Source organism: Terrabacter sp. MAHUQ-38 (assembly GCF_014518425.1).
In the GTDB taxonomy this organism is placed as follows: domain Bacteria; phylum Actinomycetota; class Actinomycetes; order Actinomycetales; family Dermatophilaceae; genus Terrabacter.
On sequence record NZ_JACVCU010000007.1, the window covers coordinates 87,259 to 105,489 of the forward strand.

The 18,231-nt window shown below is 69.1% G+C and carries 15 protein-coding genes, 1 tRNA gene, 1 pseudogene and 1 riboswitch; of the genes and pseudogenes, 9 read left to right on the top strand and 8 right to left on the bottom strand.

All coding sequences use genetic code 11. From position 1 onward, the window contains the following. Position 1 precedes the first annotated feature (1 nt). On the top strand, positions 2 to 1,015 hold the full coding sequence (locus H9I49_RS21750) for a LacI family DNA-binding transcriptional regulator (RefSeq protein ID WP_188032500.1): 1,014 nt from the start codon (positions 2 to 4) through the stop codon (positions 1,013 to 1,015). A gap of 81 nt (positions 1,016 to 1,096) precedes the next feature. Here the strand turns inward: H9I49_RS21750 and otsB are convergent, their stop codons facing one another. Both otsB and H9I49_RS21760 read right to left on the bottom strand, forming a co-directional pair. Beyond that, on the bottom strand, positions 1,097 to 1,900 hold the full coding sequence (gene otsB, locus H9I49_RS21755) for a trehalose-phosphatase (protein WP_188032501.1): 804 nt from the start codon (positions 1,898 to 1,900) through the stop codon (positions 1,097 to 1,099). Further along, positions 1,897 to 3,414 carry a trehalose-6-phosphate synthase gene (locus H9I49_RS21760; RefSeq protein WP_188032502.1) on the bottom strand — a complete coding sequence of 506 codons (1,518 nt, stop codon included), beginning with the start codon at positions 3,412 to 3,414 and terminating at the stop codon, positions 1,897 to 1,899. The genes otsB and H9I49_RS21760 overlap by 4 nt, the downstream gene beginning before the upstream one ends. Before the next feature lie 227 nt (positions 3,415 to 3,641). Here H9I49_RS21760 and H9I49_RS21765 point away from each other — a divergent pair, with 227 nt between their 5' ends. The 5 genes from H9I49_RS21765 to H9I49_RS21785 all read left to right on the top strand — a co-directional run bounded on the left by H9I49_RS21765 (position 3,642) and on the right by H9I49_RS21785 (position 8,647). Next, positions 3,642 to 4,073, top strand: a complete 432-nt coding sequence (locus H9I49_RS21765; protein ID WP_188032503.1) for a CBS domain-containing protein — start codon at positions 3,642 to 3,644, stop codon at positions 4,071 to 4,073. Positions 4,074 to 4,173: 100 nt separating this feature from the next. Further along, positions 4,174 to 5,988, top strand: coding sequence for a serine/threonine-protein kinase (locus H9I49_RS21770; protein WP_188032504.1), 1,815 nt, complete (start codon positions 4,174 to 4,176; stop codon positions 5,986 to 5,988). Positions 5,989 to 6,202: 214 nt separating this feature from the next. Beyond that, a riboswitch (cyclic di-AMP (ydaO/yuaA leader) is annotated at positions 6,203 to 6,415 on the top strand. Between the two features lie 4 nt (positions 6,416 to 6,419). After that, positions 6,420 to 7,091: a transglycosylase family protein gene (locus H9I49_RS21775; RefSeq protein WP_188032505.1), complete on the top strand. Its 672-nt coding sequence runs from the start codon at positions 6,420 to 6,422 to the stop codon at positions 7,089 to 7,091. 174 nt (positions 7,092 to 7,265) lie between these two features. After that, positions 7,266 to 7,338: transfer RNA gene (locus tag H9I49_RS21780), tRNA-Thr, on the top strand. Between the two features lie 178 nt (positions 7,339 to 7,516). Then, a complete protein-coding gene (locus H9I49_RS21785; protein WP_188032506.1) occupies positions 7,517 to 8,647 on the top strand; it encodes a site-specific integrase in 1,131 nt (376 codons plus the stop codon). 11 nt (positions 8,648 to 8,658) lie between these two features. On the opposite strand, the gene H9I49_RS21790 is transcribed toward H9I49_RS21785, so the two are convergent. The 4 genes from H9I49_RS21790 to H9I49_RS24630 form a co-directional block, all read right to left on the bottom strand. Next, positions 8,659 to 8,865: an excisionase family DNA-binding protein gene (locus H9I49_RS21790; protein ID WP_188032507.1), complete on the bottom strand. Its 207-nt coding sequence runs from the start codon at positions 8,863 to 8,865 to the stop codon at positions 8,659 to 8,661. Between the two features lie 349 nt (positions 8,866 to 9,214). Then, complete coding sequence (locus H9I49_RS21795; protein WP_188032508.1) at positions 9,215 to 9,445, bottom strand: hypothetical protein; 231 nt, start codon at positions 9,443 to 9,445, stop codon at positions 9,215 to 9,217. Between the two features lie 280 nt (positions 9,446 to 9,725). Beyond that, positions 9,726 to 10,373, bottom strand: coding sequence for a response regulator transcription factor (locus H9I49_RS21800; RefSeq protein ID WP_188032509.1), 648 nt, complete (start codon positions 10,371 to 10,373; stop codon positions 9,726 to 9,728). Between the two features lie 30 nt (positions 10,374 to 10,403). Then, positions 10,404 to 12,200 carry a histidine kinase gene (locus H9I49_RS24630; RefSeq protein WP_188032510.1) on the bottom strand — a complete coding sequence of 599 codons (1,797 nt, stop codon included), beginning with the start codon at positions 12,198 to 12,200 and terminating at the stop codon, positions 10,404 to 10,406. A gap of 394 nt (positions 12,201 to 12,594) precedes the next feature. On the opposite strand from H9I49_RS24630, the gene H9I49_RS21810 reads away from it, so the two are divergent. From H9I49_RS21810 to H9I49_RS21820, 3 genes are read left to right on the top strand one after another with little or no spacing between them, the layout of a single operon-like run. Beyond that, entirely contained in the window at positions 12,595 to 14,448 is a 1,854-nt protein-coding gene (locus H9I49_RS21810) for a TRAP transporter substrate-binding protein (RefSeq protein ID WP_188032511.1), read from the top strand. Then, on the top strand, positions 14,445 to 14,798 hold the full coding sequence (locus H9I49_RS21815) for a response regulator transcription factor (RefSeq protein ID WP_188032512.1): 354 nt from the start codon (positions 14,445 to 14,447) through the stop codon (positions 14,796 to 14,798). Before H9I49_RS21810 ends, H9I49_RS21815 begins: the two co-directional genes overlap by 4 nt. Positions 14,799 to 14,801: 3 nt before the next feature. Beyond that, positions 14,802 to 16,340: a sensor histidine kinase gene (locus H9I49_RS21820; protein WP_188032513.1), complete on the top strand. Its 1,539-nt coding sequence runs from the start codon at positions 14,802 to 14,804 to the stop codon at positions 16,338 to 16,340. A 975-nt stretch (positions 16,341 to 17,315) separates the two neighbouring features. Here the strand turns inward: H9I49_RS21820 and H9I49_RS21825 are convergent. Both H9I49_RS21825 and H9I49_RS21830 read right to left on the bottom strand, forming a co-directional pair. Then, a pseudogene (locus tag H9I49_RS21825) lies at positions 17,316 to 17,510 on the bottom strand (IS3 family transposase); the annotation flags it as partial. 323 nt (positions 17,511 to 17,833) lie between these two features. Further along, the gene (locus H9I49_RS21830) at positions 17,834 to 18,085 is read right to left on the bottom strand and encodes a hypothetical protein (RefSeq protein WP_188032515.1); all 252 of its coding nucleotides are present in this window, start codon (positions 18,083 to 18,085) and stop codon (positions 17,834 to 17,836) included. Positions 18,086 to 18,231: the final 146 nt, after the last annotated feature.

An 18,231-nucleotide genomic window follows, 5' to 3' on the forward strand; every position in this document is an offset into this window, starting at 1 on the left:
GATGAAGGCACGACTGCGCGACATCGCCGACCAGGCGAGCGTGTCCGAGGCCACCGTCTCACGGGTGCTCAACGGCAAGCCCGGCGTCGCCGAGTCGACCCGGCAGGCCGTGCTGACGGCCCTCGACGTCCTCGGCTACGACCGTCCGAGCCGACTGCGCCGCAAGAGCGCCGGTCTCGTCGGGCTCATCGTGCCCGAGCTGACGAACCCGATCTTCCCGGCGTTCGCCCAGATCATCGAGAACTCCCTCGCCCAGAACGGCTACACACCCGTCCTCTGCACGCAGGTCGCCGGTGGGGTCCACGAGGACGACTACGTCCAGATGCTCCTCGAGCGCGGCGTCGCGGGCATCATCTTCATCTCGGGCCTGCACGCCGACACGACCACCGACCCGTCCCGCTACATCGCGCTGCGCGAGCGCAACCTGCCGCTCGTCCTCGTCAACGGCTTCATCGAGAGCGTCGACGCGCCGTTCATCAGCAACGATGACGTCGCCTCGATGGGCCTCGCTCTCGAGCACCTCGTCAGCCTCGGGCACCGCGAGATCGGTCTTGCCGTCGGCCCCGACCGCTACGTGCCCGTCATCCGCAAGATCGCCGGCTTCCGCCACTCGATGCAGGAGCTGACCGGACGGCCCGACGTCGACGACCTCATCGAGCGCTCGCTCTTCACCGTCGAGGGTGGCGCGACCGCCGCGGGCCGACTGCTCGACCGTGGCGCGACGGCCGTCGTGTGCGGGTCTGACCTCATGGCGCTCGGCGCGGTCCGGGAGGCCCGCAAACGCGGATTCCAGGTGCCGCGAGACTTCTCGGTCGTCGGTTACGACGACTCGACGCTGATCGCGTTCACCGATCCGCCTCTCACGACGGTGCGCCAGAGCGTCAACGCGATGAGTGCCGCGACGGTGCGCGCCCTGCTCGACGAGATCGCCGGGCAGCCTTCTCCCCGTGCGGAGTACGTCTTCCGTCCCGAGCTCGTCGTGCGCGGCTCGACGGGTGCCGTCCGCCGCCGCTGACAGCCCCTCCCAGCCGCTGACAGCCGCTGGGGGCATGCCCGGTCAGCCGTGCCCGTATGCCGGGTGGCGCGGGCTCGGGGCTCAGCCCGGCACGTGACTGGCGGAACAGAGCTCGCGCAGGCGGGTCAGCAGCCCGGGCACCTCGGTCTCGTCGTCGACACGGAAGCGGGCGGCCGTCGTGCCGGTGCCGACCTTGACCGTGACGTCCTCAGGGCGCCTCATCCGCATGAACGCGTCCTCGTCGGTGACGTCGTCGCCGAGGTAGACGCGCGAGACCGCGCCGATGTGGCGGCCCAGTGCCGTGACGGCAGAGCCCTTGTCGGCGTGCGAGACCGACAGCTCGAGCACGGCCTTGCCCTTGAGGACCTTGACGCCGGGGTGGTCGAGGGCGAGCTTCCGCGCGTCGGCGATGGCGGCGTCACCGACCTCGCGTGGCAGGCCGCGGACGTGGACGACGACCGCGGCCGACTTGTACTCGATGCCGGCGTCGGGGTGGTGCTCCTTGACGAGAGTCTCGATGTCGGCGCGGAGCTCGGCGAGCGTCACCTCGTCGTCCGGCGTCACGGCCGCGGCCTCCATGGCCTCGCGCACGGCCGCGCTGGACGACTCGGCGCCGTGGCTGCCGATGAGCACGATCGGCTCGTCGGCGCCGATGCCGGTGAGGGTGCGGAGCGTCTCGAGGTCGCGTCCCGACACGACGGCGACGTGCACGCCGGGCAGGCGCGCCAGCGCGCGCAGCGTGTCGATGGTGCCCGGCTGGGGGGTCGCCTTCATCGGGTCGGCGTCGAAGCCGGCCAGCACCCCGTCGAAGTCGGTCGCGACGAGCAGGGTCGGGGCGGCCGCGGCGACGTCGAGCGCCGCCGTGGTCAGCGGGCCGGCGTTCACGGCCGAACGCCCCCCGCCGTCACTCCGGCCGCGTCGGCGGGCGCAGGCATGAGCGGGGTCTCCTCCGTGTGCGGCGTCGGGCGGCCGCGTGGCTCGGCGCGGGGCTGCTCGGGCGCGGCGTCGAGGGCCGCGAGGTAGCGGGCCGCCCAGCGCTGCACGTCGTGGTCGGCGACGCGGCGACGCAGCGCCTTCATGATCCGCTGCTTGTCCTTGGCCGGGGTGTTGACGGCGCGCAGGATGGTCTGCTTGAGGCCCTCGATGTCGTGCGGGTTGCACGCGAAGGCCTGGTGCAGCTCGTGCCAGGCGCCGGTGAACTCCGACAGCACGAGCGCGCCCCCCAGATCGTGCCGGCACGTGACGTACTCCTTGGCGACGAGGTTCATGCCGTCTCGCAGGGGAGTGACGAGCATGACGTCGGCGGCCTGGAAGAGCGCCGCCATCTCCTCGCGCGGATACGAGTGGTGCATGTAGTGCACTGCCGGTGCGCCGATCTTGCCGAGCTCTCCGTTGATGCGGCCCACGGTCTGCTCGATCTCCGCCCGGAGGTTGCGGTAGGCGTCGACCCGCTCCCGGCTCGGTGTCGCGACCTGGACGAGGGTGACCTCCGGCGGACCGAGGTGGCGCTCGGAGAGGAGCTCCTCGTAGGCCTTGAGGCGGTGCCGGATGCCCTTGGTGTAGTCGAGCCGGTCGACGCCCAGCATGAGCACCTCCGGGTCACCGAGGCTCGCCCGGATCTCTCGGGCCCGTGCCATGACGTCGGGTCGTTGGGCCAGCTCCTCGAGGCCCTGGAAGTCGACCGAGATCGGGATCGCGGCGGCTCGGACCTGCCGGTTCGCGCCCTCGACCGTGACGCGGTCGCGCTTCGTCGAGGCGCCGAGCAGCTGGCGGCAGGCGCGCACGAAGTTGCGGGCGTCGGCCTGGCGCTGGAAGCCGAGGAAGTCGGCCCCGAGGAGTCCCTCGAGCAGCTGGGCACGCCACGGCAGCTGGGCGAAGAGCTCGACGGGCGGGAAGGGGATGTGGTTGAACCAGCCGATGCGCACGTCGGGCCGCAGCTTGCGCACGAGCGCCGGGACGAGCTGGAGCTGGTAGTCCTGCACCCAGACACGGGCGCCCTCGGCGGCGACCTCGGCGACGGCCTCGGCGAACCGCTCGTTGACGGCCTGGTAGCTCGCCCACCACTCGCGGTGGAACGTCGCCGGCACGATGACGTCGTGGTAGATCGGCCACAGGGTGTCGTTGGAGAAGCCCTCGTAGTAGTCGCGGACCTCGTCGGTCGACAACGGCACGGGGTGCAGGTGGATGCCGTCCTCGTCGAACGGCTCTGGAGCCTCGCCGGCGTCACCGGCCCAGCCGACCCACGCGCCGGGCTGGGTGCGCATCACCGACTCCATCGCCGTCACGAGGCCACCGGGGCTGCGACGCCACTCGACCTGTCCGTCATCGGCGACGACCTTGTCGACGGGGAGGCGGTTCGCCGCGATGACGAGGTCGTAGGTCGGTCCTGCGGGCGGCACCCAATCAACTCCTGCGGTTCGAGAGGCGGTCGTCGTGTCTGCGCGGTGTTGCCGGGGTGTTGCCTCGTGGTCCCGGCCGTGGGCCGGGGCGTTGCTGCGCGACACGAACGGTCTCACTCTAACGAGCGAACGGTGGCGCCCGGTCCGGTCCCGCTCTAGGGTCGAGTCAGGGCATCTCGGGTACCGGGGACCACTCGAGGGCATCGCGCCGAGGTGAAGGAGTCGCCGTGAAGATTTCGGACGTGCTGCGCAGCAAGGGCAGCGAGGTCATCACCATCAAGCCCGACGAGACCGTCTCGGGGCTACTCGCCCTTCTCGCTGAGCACCGGATCGGTGCCGTGGTCGTCAGCACGGACGGCAGCCGCGTCGACGGCATAGTGAGCGAGCGCGACATCGTGCGCCACCTGCACAGCAGCGGCACGAGTGTGCTCGACGCCCCGGTCGCGCAGATCATGACGAGCGACGTGACCACCGGCTCGGCGGACGACAACATCGCCGACCTCGCCGGCACCATGACCGAGATGCGGGTGCGCCACGTGCCGATCGTCGACGCCGACGGCCGGTTGACGGCCATCGTCAGCATCGGCGACATCGTCAAGCACCGGCTCTCCGAGCTGCAGTCCGAGCGCGACCAGCTGCGCGACTACATCACCCACTGACCGCCGGACACACCCGGACATACCCTTCCGCAACAGGACACACTGCGGCGCGCGGCCACGGGGTTCATCCGGGAGCCCTCCGGTCGCTTACCGTAGGGACATGACCGCGTACGACCGCACCGAGCGGGTGCAGGGCCCGCGCGCGGGCGTGCGCACGGGCGGGGTCCCCGTGGGCGCGGGAGGCGCTGCCTGGGGCCAGCGCATCGGCCGGTACCGCCTCATCGAGGAGATCGGCGAGGGCGGCATGGGGGTCGTCCACCTGGCGCTCGACCCGCGTGGACGCGCCGTCGCGATCAAGGTGCTGCGCGCCCACGTGGCCAACGACGCCGACGCCCGTCAGCGCCTGGCCCGTGAGGTCGAGACGCTCTCACGCATCCGTGACGCCCGCGTCGCGAGCGTCATCGACGCCGACGTCATGGCGCCGCGGCCCTACATCGTGACCCGTTACGTGCCGGGCCCGGCGCTCGACGAGGTCGTCGAGGACCACGGGCCGATGGCGCCGGCCGAGCTGCTGCGCCTCGCGCGCGGGATCGCCGAGGCGATCCGCAGCATCCACGCGTGCGGCGTCGTGCACCGCGACATCAAGCCGGGCAACGTCCTCATCGAGGACGGCGAGCCGGTCCTCATCGACTTCGGGATCGCGCACCTGCAGGACGACGTGCGCCACACCGTGGGGGGGCTCGTGATGGGCACCCCCGGTTACCTCTCGCCCGAGCTCGTCGAGGGTGCGGCCATCACCGACGCCACCGACTGGTGGGGGTGGGCAGCCACCATCACGTACGCCGCCTCGGGACGTCCGCCGTTCGGCCGTGCCCGCATGGACGCCGTCCTCACCCGCGTGCGCGCCGGCGACGTCGACCTCGACGGCGTCGACCCACGCCTCGTGCCGCTCCTGCGCACGTCGCTGTCACCCGACCCGCGCCGCCGCCCGCACGCCGACGAGGTCATCGCCGCGCTGGAGCTGTATGCCGTGGGGCGGGCGGCGACCGTGCCGACCCCGAGCGGCGGGCCGTGGGACGACGACCGGCCGACGGTCGTCCCCGGCGACACGCAGGTGCTCCAGAACGGCGGTACCGCCGTCATGCCTCCCGTCATGCCTTCCGTCATGCCTTCCGTCATGCCTTCCGTCATGCCGACCGCCGTGCAGCCCGTCGTCGACGAGGGCGTGCGATGGGCGCCGCCACCGCCCGGGCCGCGGGCACCGGAGCCCGGCCACACGGCATACGGCAGCGAGTGGGATGACGAGCCGGAGGCCCCTGTGTCACAGGGGTACTGGCCCGAGGAGGAGTGGGACGACGACGAGGCGCCCGAGCGTGAGGGCGACCCGCGGATCGGCCTGCCGATGCGTACCGGCCTGCTGGCGGCTCTAGGGATCGCCTGGATCGGCGCGCTCATGGCCTGGCCCGGCGTCGCGCTGCTCGTGCTCGTCGGGCTGTCGGTCCTCGCCCGCGCCACCGACCGGTCGGTCACCGCGCTCGTGCTGCGCCGCTACGACTACGGGCGGCGCCGCAGCGACGTGCCGTACGCGGTCGTGTCGAGCCCTTGGCACCTCGTCGTCGGCGTCATTGCGACCGCCGTCGGCCTGCTGCTGCCCGTCGCCGTGGCGCTCGCCGGCATCTTCGCCAGCGCGCTCCTGCTCGCCGGCGCGCGAGGCACCGACCTCGGTCCCGGCGCGCCGGTGACGCTCGCGGTAGGCGGCTTTCTGGGTTTGTTCATGCTGTGGCGGGGGCCCGGGGGAGCATCGCTCCGTCGCGGTTCACGCTCTATGGCGCGGCGTCTCGTGCCGGCCGGTCTGGTGGCCCAGGCGGCGCCCATGGTCCTCACGGCCTTCGGTCTCGTGGCGGCACTCGTTGCGCTGCAGCGGGGGGCCAGCCTCACGTGGGACCCGTTCACGGCGAACCCGTTCGGCCCGTGACCGGCACGCGGCAGGTCGCGTTCTCATCAAGAAAAGATCACGAAAAGATCTCGACTTCTGTTGTGTCGTGCCGTGAGCGTCGCGTACCGTCGCTCACGGCGGCCCCGACTTTCGGGTCGGAACGTGGATCTCACCACTCGATTCCCGGGCCGCTTCCTGGCGTCCGGCTCCACACGAACGCACCACAATTTCACATGGACACCCAACAATCCGTTCCCTGAGCGCGCCGAGCCTCGCCAGCCAGGGATGCAGCTCACACCGTGGGCCGGGCGAGGACGGGGGAACCAGTGTGGCCAGTGAGTGCATGTGTGTTCGAGCGCATGGCAAGAGGACGAGATCTGGCCTTGGGGTGAAGTCGCGCACGCGACGGGGCACCTGACGCCCTAACCCGACAGCTAACCCCGGAGGCGCGCGTCAGGAAGGACTCACCCATGCAGTACCTGTCCAAGCATGCTGCCGCCAAGAAGGTCTCGGTCAAGCAGCGCATCGCGGGAGTCGGCATCGCCGGCGCCGCCACCGTCGTCGCCGGCATCTCCACCGCAGGGTCGGCCAAGGCCTCCTCGGTCTGGGACCGCGTCGCCCAGTGCGAGTCCAGCGGCAACTGGCACATCAACACCGGCAACGGCTACTACGGCGGGCTCCAGTTCCACCCGGCCACCTGGCGTGGCTTCGGTGGCACGAAGTACGCCTCGCGCGCCGACCTCGCCTCCAAGTCCCAGCAGATCGCCATCGCGCAGAAGGTGCTCGCGGTCCAGGGGCCCGGCGCCTGGCCCGTGTGCTCGCAGCGGGCCGGTCTGACGCGCGCCAACGGCGGCGCTGTCTCCGTCTCGCCGTCGAACGACAGCGCACCGGTGACGACGAAGAGGGTCACGACGAAGAAGGTCACGACGAAGAAGGTGACGAAGAAGAAGACCTACGCGACGACGTCGACGAGCTACTCCGGCAAGGGAGCCAAGTTCACCGTGCGCCGCGGCGACTCGCTCAGCAAGCTCGCGCTGCGCCACGACGTGAAGGGCGGCTGGAAGGCGCTGTACAAGGCCAACACGGCACGCGTCTCCAACCCGAACCTCATCTACGTGGGCCAGGTACTGCGTCTGCCGTGAGTTCCTGATAGAACAGACCCGGACGGCCTCGCGCGACCAACCCCTGGGTTGCGCGAGGCCGTCCATCTGCGTTGCCGGCGGGGTCCGGTCGAGGGCCGGTCGCACCGTGGTGTGGGCGTATGCCGCCCGGCTCGGTTACGCTTTCGCCCGTCCGCGCCGTGAGGTTGCGGGCGTGCTGGCGTGGCGCAATCGGTAGCGCACCTGTCTTGTAAACAGGTGGTTGAGAGTTCGAGTCTCTTCGCCAGCTCTGTGCTTGAGGGGCCGGATAGTGCCCCTGACCTGCGGTTTTGCAGTCATGCGGACAGGTTTGGCTGGTGGTCACGAGTGGACTCCAGATGACTCAAACGTGCATCGCTATCGCACGCAGATAGCACGAATCGCACGACGTGGTCGGCGTGCAATGGCGCCCGGCGAGGGCGACTCCCATGGTCGGTAGGGCGAACCGGCGCGGGTTCGGCTACCTGCGCAAGCTCCCTTCAAAGCGTTGGCAGGCGAGCTACGTCGGGCCAGATCTGGCCCGGTATGGCGCGCCATCGACGTTCGCCGCGAAGGTCGACGCCGAGGCGTGGCTGGCCTCAGAGCGCGCGCTCATCTCCGCGGGCAACTGGTCGCCGCCGGCTCTGCGCCGGCCAGTCGATGCGGACTCTGTGACGTTCGAGGTCTATGCGCGCACCTGGCTGCGCGACAGGAGGCTCAAGCCGCGGACGCGCGAGGGCTACGAGCACTTGTTGCAGCGCTTCCTCTTGGATGACTTCGGTGCCGTGCCGCTCGCCAAGATCACGCCGGCCACGGTGCGCGCTTGGTGGGGACAGTTGAACGAAGCCACGCCCACGGCCAACGCGCGCGCCTATGCGCTGCTGAAGGCGATCATGAACACGGCGGTGGCCGATGAGGAGATCGTGGCCAACCCATGCCGCATCAGATCCGCGGCGTCGGTTCCGCGGGCCAGGGAGGTCCGTCCTGCCTCAGTAGAGGAGCTCTCAGTGATCGTGGCAAACCTGCCCGAGAACCGGCGGGCCATCGCGCTGCTGTGCTCCTGGTGCGCCATGCGCATCGGCGAGGTGCTCGAACTGCGCCGCAAGGACGTCGATCTCGTCAGGAAGGTTGTGCGAGTGCAGCGCTCGGTGGCTTGGGTCGCCGGGAAGCCGGTCGTGGGGTCTCCGAAGTCGGCAGCAGGACGGCGAACGGTGTCCATCCCCCCACACGTCGTGCCGGCGCTCAAGAGGCATCTGGACGAGTTCGCGTCGCGCGGCCAGGAGTCGCTTCTGTTCCCAGCGATGGACGGGACGAGCCATCTGCAACCCACGGTGTTCCACGACGCCTTCAGTAAGGCGCGCGCCGCCGCGGGCCGTCAGGACCTTCGGGTGCACGACCTGCGCCACACGGGCGCGACCCTGGCGGCGATGGCGGGTGCGACACTGGCTGAGCTGCAGCAGCGACCTGGCCACTCATCGGTTGGTGCGGCCCTGCGCTACCAGCACGCCGCCGCGGGCCGGGACACCGCCATCGCCGAGGCGCTGAGTCGGATGGCCGAGGACTCATCGAAGGACGAGTGAACGGACGACGCTCAGCGTCCTCGGGCAGTGGAGATGGGTGCGAGCAGAGCGTCGACTTCGTCAACGTCCAGTCGTAGCAGGCGAGGCCCGGTTCGGTAAGCCTCAAGCCGTCCGGCGGCGATCCACCTACGCAGGGTTCGGGTGTCGACGGCCAGCCGGTCCGCAGCGGACTGCAGCGTCTCGTAGCGCCGTCGGCGTGGTGCGGTGTCCTGTCTCATCGTGTACCTCCATGTCGCTTTGGTGACGGAGGCAAGGGGTCCCTATTCGCGAGGGCCCTGCGCCGGCCAATGTCCTGGTCTGGTGTTGAGACCGACCAACTCGGTGGACTCGAGGAAACTGTCCGCTTGGCGGCGGTAAGACGCGCCTACCGCCAGAGCTCCAGGTCGGCTTGTTGAGGTCAGGCTGAGCGCCACCTGAGGCCCATCGGCGCGTGTGGATCAGAGGCAGAACTGGATCCATTGCCCAGGCCATTCATCGGCGAGCATTCACCGGGCAGCCACAAACGAAGGCCCGGACCTCGCTCTACGGGGTCCGGGCCTCTGGCGTCAGGGCGGCACGTTGAAGTTGTCAGAGTGCTGCCCGGCCGACGTTGTTCAGCAGGACGATCTCGTTGTGGATGCTGCGCTTGTCCGAAAGCCGCGCGTGGGCATAGGCCTTGGTGAGCTCATCGACGGCCACCTGGACCGTGTCAGTAGCTCGCCGCGACGGCGGATCCGGCACTGGCGAGGCGGTCGCGGCGGCCGGCACGGCGAACAGGCCGGAGGCGACGACTGCGATGGCGGCGTTGCGAAGGTTCATGACATTCTCCAGGAAGTACGAATTCGCTTGGGAGCCAAGCGATGTGGTGTTGGATTGGGCTGCGGATGTCCCACTTCCAGAGTCGCGTGAGAGGCCGCTTCCCACATTCGGACAACCACTCGACCTGCACACCGCCGGCTTGGGGTTTTCCCGCATCCGTGGCGTGGCGAAGGCCCATGAAGAGCGCAACTGAACCGCAGTCCTCTGCATGCGGTGCGCCGTGGCGGGCGTTCCTTCACCGGAGCCGGCCAGGCCCAGGCGGACCTCCAGCTCCTCCGTGTCAGGCGCTCCGGAGAAAGGTCAGCACTGCCAGGACGCGGCGGTTGCTCTCCGACGACTCGTCGAGGCCCAGCTTCGTGAAGATCTGGCGCACATGCGCCTCGACCGTCCGGTCGGTGATGAACAACCGTCTGCTGATGCCTTGGTTCGTCAGACCCTCGGCGACAAGAGCAAGGACCTCGCGCTCTCGCTCGCTGAGTGCCTTGATTGGGTCATCGGTCCGGCGTTTGCGGAGGAGTCGCGCCACGATGGTGGGGTCCACGACGGTCTCGGCCTCGGCCACCCGCCGGAGGCTGTCGATGAGGACGTCGCCCGAGAAGATCCGCTCCTTGAGGATGTAGCCGATGCCTTCGGGCTGGTCTTGAATGAGACGCAACGCGTAGGCCGACTCGATGTAGTGCGACAGCACCAGCACCCCGATGTCGGGGAACTCGGACCGGATCGCGGCCGCTGCGACGATGCCCTCGTCGGTGTGCGTCGGAGGCATTCGGATGTCGACGACGCACACATCGGGCCGGTAGACGCGGACGTGGTTCATGAGCGTGGTGGCGTCGCCTGCCTGGCCCACGACGTCGACTCCACCGGACGTGAGCAGCGCAACGACGCCCTCGCGGGTCAGCAGCGTGTCGTCGGCTACAACGGCTCGCATGGGGCCTCCCCCCTGGTGAGACGCATTGGCTCAGTCGCTTCCTGTGCCCAGGTCACCACGATGCACCGTCCCCGGGGATGACTCACGGCTGACCGCCGGCGCCGCGAGCGGCAGCTCGAGCTCGATCCGGAGGCGATTGTCGTCGGGCAAGACCTCGAGGCGTCCGCCGAGCGCGTTGACGCGGTCCTGAAGGCCGGCGAGGCCGACGCCCGCCGCGGCGACGTCCACGCGGACTCGTAGGGCGTCACCGTCGTACACGGCGTACACGGTGGTGGGTCCCGCGGCCGCCGCCTTCGCCACGAGCAGGTATGCCGTCGTCTCCACCACCGCGGGAAACCGTCGCTCCGGAGCGTCGATGACACGGACGTCCATGGTCTCGCTCAAGGCTGCGCACGCGCCGGCGAACCCCTCCGTGAGCAGGACGACCGGATGCAGTCCGTTGGCCAGCTCCCTGAGGTCCTCGACCGCGGCCTGGATCTCCGCCCCCGCGTCGTCGACCTCGGCGTGGTCTTCTCCAGTCGTCGTCCTCAGCAGGCGCAGACCCAGCAGCAGGCCGACGAGGCGCTGTTGGGCGCCGTCGTGCAGGTCGCGCTCGAGCCGGCGCCGTTCGCGGTCCCCCGCCTCGATGATGCGCACGCGAGAATCGGCCAGAGCGCGCAGCTGGGCGAGTCCCTCGGCGCGCAGCCGCTCGTTCTCGAGGCCCAACCGGGCCGCTCTGACGACCTCACGCACGGCATCCGGGCTGTCGAACAGGCCGAGGCGGTGCACCAGGACCGCGATCTCCTGCCCGTCCTCGATGAGCCGGCTCGTCGCTCGCCCGGGCCGGTGCGTCACGTCCACCGACGCGAGGTCGACGTCACGATAGGTTCCGTCGACGGGATAGGCCACCTGGAGCGACGGGTCGTGCAGCCACTCGGCCAGCGCCTCGCGCATGCCGCCTGCCGCCGCCTCCCGGTGCAGGTCGACGACGAGGCCGGTGACGCTGCGCCGCATGGCTCGCGCTCGCAGCAGGCTGAAGGCGACGGCGAGGGCCAGTGCGGCCAGACCCGCGAGCTGCACCCACCACGGGCCCTGGTCGGTCATCGACCCACCCACGAAGCCGCGGTCGAGGCTCAGGACCAGCTGCGCCGAGACGGCTACCAGGTAGACGAGGCCGATCATCCAGACGGCGCCGCGAGCCCGGCGAGACGCCGGGCTCATCCGTGCCAGGCCGACGAGGAGGACCAGCATCGTGATGGCGGCCCACGCGAGGGCGGCCGTCATCGCCGGTCGCGACCACGTCGCCGCCACGTCTGGGTCGTCCCGCGCCAGAAGAAGATTCGTCGGGCAGTCCGAGCACCCCTGGGCCTGATGGTCGGAGAACAGGGCGGGCACGAGTCCCAGTGCCCCGACGAACACGAGTGCCCCCGCAATGAGCAGATAGCGCTCCACAAGCCCATCGACACGCCCGGATGGGAAGGCAAGGACCACCCACGTCGCGGCGACGGGCACGGCAATCGTGAAAAGCAGACCTATGGAAAACACTGCAGCAGACGGGGCTCCAGCGGCTGCGGCCCCTGGGATGTCCCACTCGGTGGTGAGCAGGAAGCTGGCGACGAGGATCAGCAGCCAACCGAACCGGTTCGTCGCTCTCGCCAGCCGGTGCACGATCCCGACGCAGGCAAGCAGTGCCACGGTGCACAGCAGAGCCACCTCCGACAGGATCGACTCGCCCATGTCGGAGAAGCCCGGCGACGCGGCGACAACGCGCATCGTCAGCCAGACGATGCTCGCCTCGAGAGCCAAGACCACGACAGACCACGTGACCTGCATGGAACGGATCGACACTGCCGAACGTGGGGCACGCCGGCCTACTGCCGCACCCACGGCTTCTTCCCTCCAGAGGCAACGGCACACCCTCCACAGTCCGAGCAGCCCGCGAACGCGTAGCCGTCGAAGGTGAGACTGCTGTCATGCGCGTGATGCTCCGCGTTGAACATCGTGGTGCCCCGCGCCTCGACGCGCCCCCGTATCGCCACGGCAGAGCTCGCAGCCCTTCTGCGCCCAAAGCCTGACGAAAGCACTCGCACCCTCTGCCCAGCCCTCATGAGACCCAGAATCCACCCAAGGCGCCTTCCGTGACTCAGTGTTGGCACTGATTCGCTTGACCGATTGGCCGGCGACACTGGCGTCAAAGCGCGAGACTATTAGAGCCTCGAGGCACCGAAGGGAAGTGCCGGCCATGACCCGAAACACGAGGTCGAGCGTGGCGCTCATGGCGGCCGTCGTACTGGGCCTGGCCGGTTGCGCCTCCTCAACACCCAACCGGGCCGGAGGCCGAGGCCTCCAAGAGGTCACCGTACTGGAGATCGCTCAGCTCAACGATGTTGCGCCCACGCAAGTCCGGGCGTACGCCGCAGAGGTGGAGAAGCAGTCGCACGGGTCCCTGAGCCTCGACTTCAACGACAACTGGCACAAGGGCGAGATCGATTTCGAGAAGCACACCCTCGAAGACGTGACGAGCGGGCGGATGCCGGGTGCCTGGGTCGGCGTCCGGGCGCTCGACCTGATCGGGGTGACCTCGTTCCAACCGCTCGTGGCGCCGCTGCTCGTCGACAGCCAAGCGATGCAGGAGCGCATCTTCTCGGAAGGGATCCCGCTCGAGATGGCCGGCGGCCTCGAAGGGCACGGCCTGGTGGCGGTCGCCGTCCTGCCGGGTCCCATGCGCAAGGTGCTAGGAGTGCGCAAACCGTTCCGAGAGCGCGCCGACTTCCGCGACAGCGACCTGGGGATCCAGGGCGGTGAGATACCGGAGGCCACGGCGATTGCCCTCGGGGCGACCTTCACACGGATGCCCTCCGGCGCGAGTCTCGCCGGGGCCGACGCGTACGAGCAGCAGGTCGAGAACGTCTTCGGCACCTTCTACGGACTCGAGGCGAAGTACGTCACCGCGAACGTCAACCTCTGGCCGCAAGTCATGGTGGTGGTCCTCAACGAAGCGTCCTACCGTGCGCTGACCGACGCCCAGCGGGAGGTCCTGCGCACGGCCGCAACGAACTCGGTGCCAGCGGCCCTCGCGGCGACTCGGCGCCAGGAAGACGCCGCCGTCGCCAAGCTGTGTGAACAGCAGGTCGCCTTTCCGCTCTCTTCGGATCTGCAGCTCGCTGCCCTGCGCCACATCGTCCAAACGGTCTACGACGAGATCGCCGACAACCCGGACAATGCCCGGATGCTCGACCGGCTCACCGTTCTCAGGGCCGCCGTCGCCGCGCCGCCGGACGTCTCCACTTGTCCCTCGCCGCGGCCGGATGACGGCCGCGGGTCGTTCCCGGAGGGAACCTACGACATGGTGCTCGCGAACGATCTGAGGTCACAGTGCACGGATGGCTCGGCGCAGGGCACACCGGGGCGACAGTCCTGGTTCTCGCTCGAGGTGCGTGGCGACCGAGTCACCATGCGTCAACGTATCGACAGCCAGACTGCGCCCGAGCAGGTCGGACACGACATGGTTTACCGCACCATGCGCGACCAGGTTGAGGTCGGCAACCTCACCGCGAGGTGGTCCTTCGACGGGACCGCCCTGCGGCTCAGCGACATGAGCGGCGGCTCGTGCGGCGACGCTGTCATCTGGACGACCAACCCGTGGGTCCTGCGCTCGGGCCCGGTTCACCCGGTCGCGTCGGTGGTTCCGGAAGGCACGTACGAGACGGTGCTCTCGACCGACGACCGGCACCTCTGCGACGGCCAGCCGGAGGAGGTATACCTCAACCCGTGGCCCGAGCCCCCGCCGACCTGGTACGTGACGTTCACGCTCGAGGGCGGAGCGGTCAGGGAGTACGAGAGCGAGGTCAGCCCTGCGGCGAGTGGCATCTTGGGATGGGTGGGCAGTTACCGGGTGTACGGCAACACGTTCGAGCTGACCGACCTCACGCTCGTACAACACATGCCGCCTGTGCCGGCCCACCGCGACCTCTTGACCGCGACCTTCACGTTCGACGGCACGACCCTGACGCTCACACCCGTGGGCTCCTGGCCGTGTGAGAGCCGGGTCCTGTGGACCCTGCATCCGTGGACCTTGACGAGGAAGGCGCCATGACACGGACACTGGTGATCATCGACGACCACGCCGGCTTCAGAGCCTTCGCACGAGCGCTTCTCGAGGCGGAGGGCTACGACGTCGTCGGCGAGGCCGCGGACGGCTCCTCCGGTACCGAGCTGGTATGTCGCCTCCTTCCCGACGTCGTGTTGCTTGACGTCGTCCTGCCCGACGTCGACGGGTTCGCCGTGACCCAGCGGATCGCGGACAAAGCGCCTCGCTGTGCGGTGGTGCTGACCTCCACTCGCGGTCGCAGTTCCTACGGCGCGCGTATCGCGGCGAGTCCGGCGCGCGGATTCGTCGCCAAGAGCGAGCTCAGCGGGTCTGCGCTGGGCCGGTTGACCGGGTGACCCATGGTCGTGATCGGGTTGCTCCATGCAATCGACCTGCTGGTTGGGGTCGTCGTGATCGCTGCCGGCCTCGCGTCGTTGCGTTTCGGCAGGGTCGCCTGGCTGATGCTCCTCGTCGGGGCGACCTGGCTGGTCGGCAGCGTCCTCACCGCAGCCGTCTTCCTCCACCGTGGTCCGCTCGTGCACCTGCACCTCACCTACCCCACCGGGCACTCCAGGCGCCGCTACGTCACGGTCGTCATCGGAGCGGCATACCTGTTGGCCGTTTTCGAGGCGTTCGTGCCCACTGCTGCACTCACCCTCGTACTCGCGCTCATGGTCGCCGCAGCGGCGATCGACGTCTTCGTGCGCACCAGCGGCCCCGCCCGCAAGGCGGGACGGCCGGCCCTGTGGGCCGCCCTCGGGTTCTCCGCCGTGCTCGTGACGAGCGCGCTCAACCAACTGCTTGCCTGGGACATCGTGGTGCCCATCCTGCTGGCATACGACGCGGTTGTCGCCGGCGCCGCGGTCGTGCTCGCGGCCGACCTGCGGTGGGGTCGCTGGACCGAGTCGACGCTCAGTGACCTCGTCACCGACCTCGGGGAAACCTCCGACACGACCGGGCTGACCGGACGGCTGCAGCGAGCCCTGGGCGACCCCAGCCTCACCGTCGGCTTCTGGATCCCGGAGCGGGCGGCATACGCCGATGATCAGGGCGAGCCGGTCGAGCTTCCGGCGGAAGGCGGTCATCGCACGGCCACCCACATCGACGACGGGGGCCGGCCAATCGCCGTGCTGGTCCACGACCGGGCGCTGCTCGAGGACCCACGGCTGGTGAGCGGAGTCGCGACGGCCGCGAGGCTTGCGATGACGAACGCGCAGATGCTCACCGACATCCGGTCGCGCGTGGACGAGCTCACTGAGTCGAGGCGACGCATCGTCGCGGCTGTCGGCGATGAGCGGGCGCGGATCGCTGACGAGCTCGCCGACGGCGCGCAACGACGGCTCACCCGCGTCTCCGACCTTCTAGACCACGTCGCGATGGCAGGCCTCTCGGGTGACCGGAACCTCACCATGGTGCGAACGGAAGTCGTACGGGCGCAGGAGGACCTCACGACGTTCGTCCATGGAGTCCGCCCGGAGGCCCTCGTGGAGGGTGGCCTCGGCTCGGCCGTGCGTGACATGGCGGGACACTTCCCGTTCCGGCTGGAGGTGCGCGTCGATGCGGGACGGCTTCCCGACGCGCTCGAAGGGGCGTTGCTCTTCTTCTGCTCCGAGGCGGTGACCAACGTGGCGAAGCACGCTCACGCCACCCGGTGTCGCGTGACCATCACCAGCGAGCCGCAGCTGATCCTGGCCGTCGTCGATGATGACGGGGTAGGTGGGGCGGATCCATCCGGTTCAGGCCTGCGCGGCCTGACCGACCGGATCGAGACGATGGGCGGCCGGTTCGTCGTGACGCGCCCGCGCGAAGGTGGCACACGCCTTGAGGCGAGCATCCCGCGATCCGATCATCCTGTCGTACCGACCAATCGCGACGAGGTTACGAGCGAGTCCACATGAGGTCCCAGATCGCCCTTCGGGCCGGCCGAGATTGATCGGCGTTCACCGGCTCCGTGCATGCTCTGAACTCTTCATTCGAACTATGAATCGCGGCCCAAGGAGGTCGACCTCGCAGATTTCACAGCGCGAAATGGATTAACGCGGCGCAAAGACGCACCTCGCCGAAAACGCCCTCCACGAGCGGAGCGCGGTTTCGGCGTAGGTCCGGGCTACCCCTAGATGAGAATGTTGTGCACGTGCCGTCTCTGGTGTCGCGCCTCCGAGCAGTCGGCGCCTGGATCTTGATGCTTGACCTTCGCGCTCGTGCTGTGAGACAGCGGGACAAGTGTGGGAGGCGAACGGGCGTCGCTTCGAGGTTGTGATGGCATAGGAGGTCATCCGCGATGGGATGGCCCTGGAACTCACCGATCTGGATGAGCCGCGTGGGCCGGGGCCTGTACTCGAGGTTTCTGGTCGGACGTGGACCGCACGTTTACGTTCTCAGCACGCCGCGCGGTCGAGCCTCCCGTGGAGATCCTGTCGCGGTTTCTCGACACCGCGATGCGGAACCTTCCACCGAGCAGCTAGTCGGGCCAGCATGACTCACGCCAGCGGCATGATCGCACTTCTCGTCGCGGAGCGCCCGTTGCAGGTTCGACGACTTCGCCACCCGAGCCGCTTGATAGCGCGATGCTTGCCGAATGGAAGGGACGTTGGCGAGCGCTGGCGACGAATACGCGCTCTTCAGCTCGGTGTCAGGAGCTCTGGCTTGGGTGAGTCTGTGCCTCGTCGTTGTCGGCACGTTCCTGTACCACGACGGCTATCCGAGCCACGAGCTGTTGGGGCGTGTCGGGGAGGCCCTTGGGGCGGTCGTGTACGTGCTCAACGCTGCTGTGGCTCAACATGTACTCGCGACAAAGCAACTGAGCTGTACGCTCTCGGGCCGAGACTGTGAGCCCGTAGAAGACAACGTGCTGCTCGCATTCCTCAACGTTCTGGCCGAGCCCCGTCGTCGACCTGGGCCTGACGCACCCACTTGCGGACCGTCTCTGCCGTGCTCACCCCGAGCAGCTGCGCGACCTGACCCATCGCCTCCCAGTCCGTGGCGTGATCCGAACGGATCTCCTCGAACATCCGCACCGCCCGAGCCTTCAGCTCAGGCGGGTACCTCCTGGACGTGTTCCCCGGCATGACTCCAACCTTCCCAAGGCTTGAAGCCTCCCGACATCCCGGGGCGGTTCAGAAAGTGGGGCCGCAGCTGCTTGACGAAGCATAGGAGCGTCGCGCCGCATCGACCACGGCTCAAACGAGCGGATCGCGGCAGCAGCGGACTTTTGCTAGGTGAGCGCGGTGCCCCAGGACACGTCTCCGTGTGCGAATACCACCGTGCGCACATCACTGGCCCAGACGTCGATCCACGTAGGGGCGCCGTGTCGCCCAGTGAATCGGGGCGCCGGCCCCCGTCTCAGGTCGCGTAGCTGATCATCGGGAATCCACTCCGGGGTGCAGTCGCCCTAGGAGCCGCCGCACCCGCATCCTTCGGCAACGACGGCGGCGCCGGCCTCAAGCAGTTTCTGGGCTTCCTCTTCTGTCACGTCCTCCGCCACGCGATGCAGTTTGCTGCCGTCCACGTCGAAGAACTCGCCGGCGGCGTTGAAGCCGCCGCGTCTGGGCGCGTGCTGACCGCTGCGCGACGCGTCGGTCTGGGACCAGGTCGGCTCTTTGACGAGGTCGGCGAATGCCTGCCGCCGGCGGCTCTTTCCCATGCCTCATCGTGGCACGCACGGCCCCGTCGGCTGGAGTTCGGCGACTCAGGTCCAGACCACGGGCAGGCGGGGGCCGCTCGCAAGACCTCACCAGCGGCGCCCGAAGCGCGGCTACTTAGAGACTGGTTGAAGGATCGGTGTCCGGC

Coding starts and splice junctions, on each gene's coding strand:
- H9I49_RS21750 (WP_188032500.1), top strand. CDS start 2: ATGAAGGCACGACTGCGCGACATCGCCGACCAGGCGAGCGTGTCCGAG.
- H9I49_RS21770 (WP_188032504.1), top strand. CDS start 4,174: ATGACCGCGTACGACCGCACCGAGCGGGTGCAGGGCCCGCGCGCGGGC.
- H9I49_RS21775 (WP_188032505.1), top strand. CDS start 6,420: ATGCAGTACCTGTCCAAGCATGCTGCCGCCAAGAAGGTCTCGGTCAAG.
- H9I49_RS21785 (WP_188032506.1), top strand. CDS start 7,517: ATGGTCGGTAGGGCGAACCGGCGCGGGTTCGGCTACCTGCGCAAGCTC.
- H9I49_RS21790 (WP_188032507.1), bottom strand. CDS start 8,865: ATGAGACAGGACACCGCACCACGCCGACGGCGCTACGAGACGCTGCAG.
- H9I49_RS21795 (WP_188032508.1), bottom strand. CDS start 9,445: ATGAACCTTCGCAACGCCGCCATCGCAGTCGTCGCCTCCGGCCTGTTC.
- H9I49_RS21800 (WP_188032509.1), bottom strand. CDS start 10,373: ATGCGAGCCGTTGTAGCCGACGACACGCTGCTGACCCGCGAGGGCGTC.
- H9I49_RS21810 (WP_188032511.1), top strand. CDS start 12,595: ATGACCCGAAACACGAGGTCGAGCGTGGCGCTCATGGCGGCCGTCGTA.
- H9I49_RS21815 (WP_188032512.1), top strand. CDS start 14,445: ATGACACGGACACTGGTGATCATCGACGACCACGCCGGCTTCAGAGCC.
- H9I49_RS21820 (WP_188032513.1), top strand. CDS start 14,802: ATGGTCGTGATCGGGTTGCTCCATGCAATCGACCTGCTGGTTGGGGTC.
- H9I49_RS21830 (WP_188032515.1), bottom strand. CDS start 18,085: ATGGGAAAGAGCCGCCGGCGGCAGGCATTCGCCGACCTCGTCAAAGAG.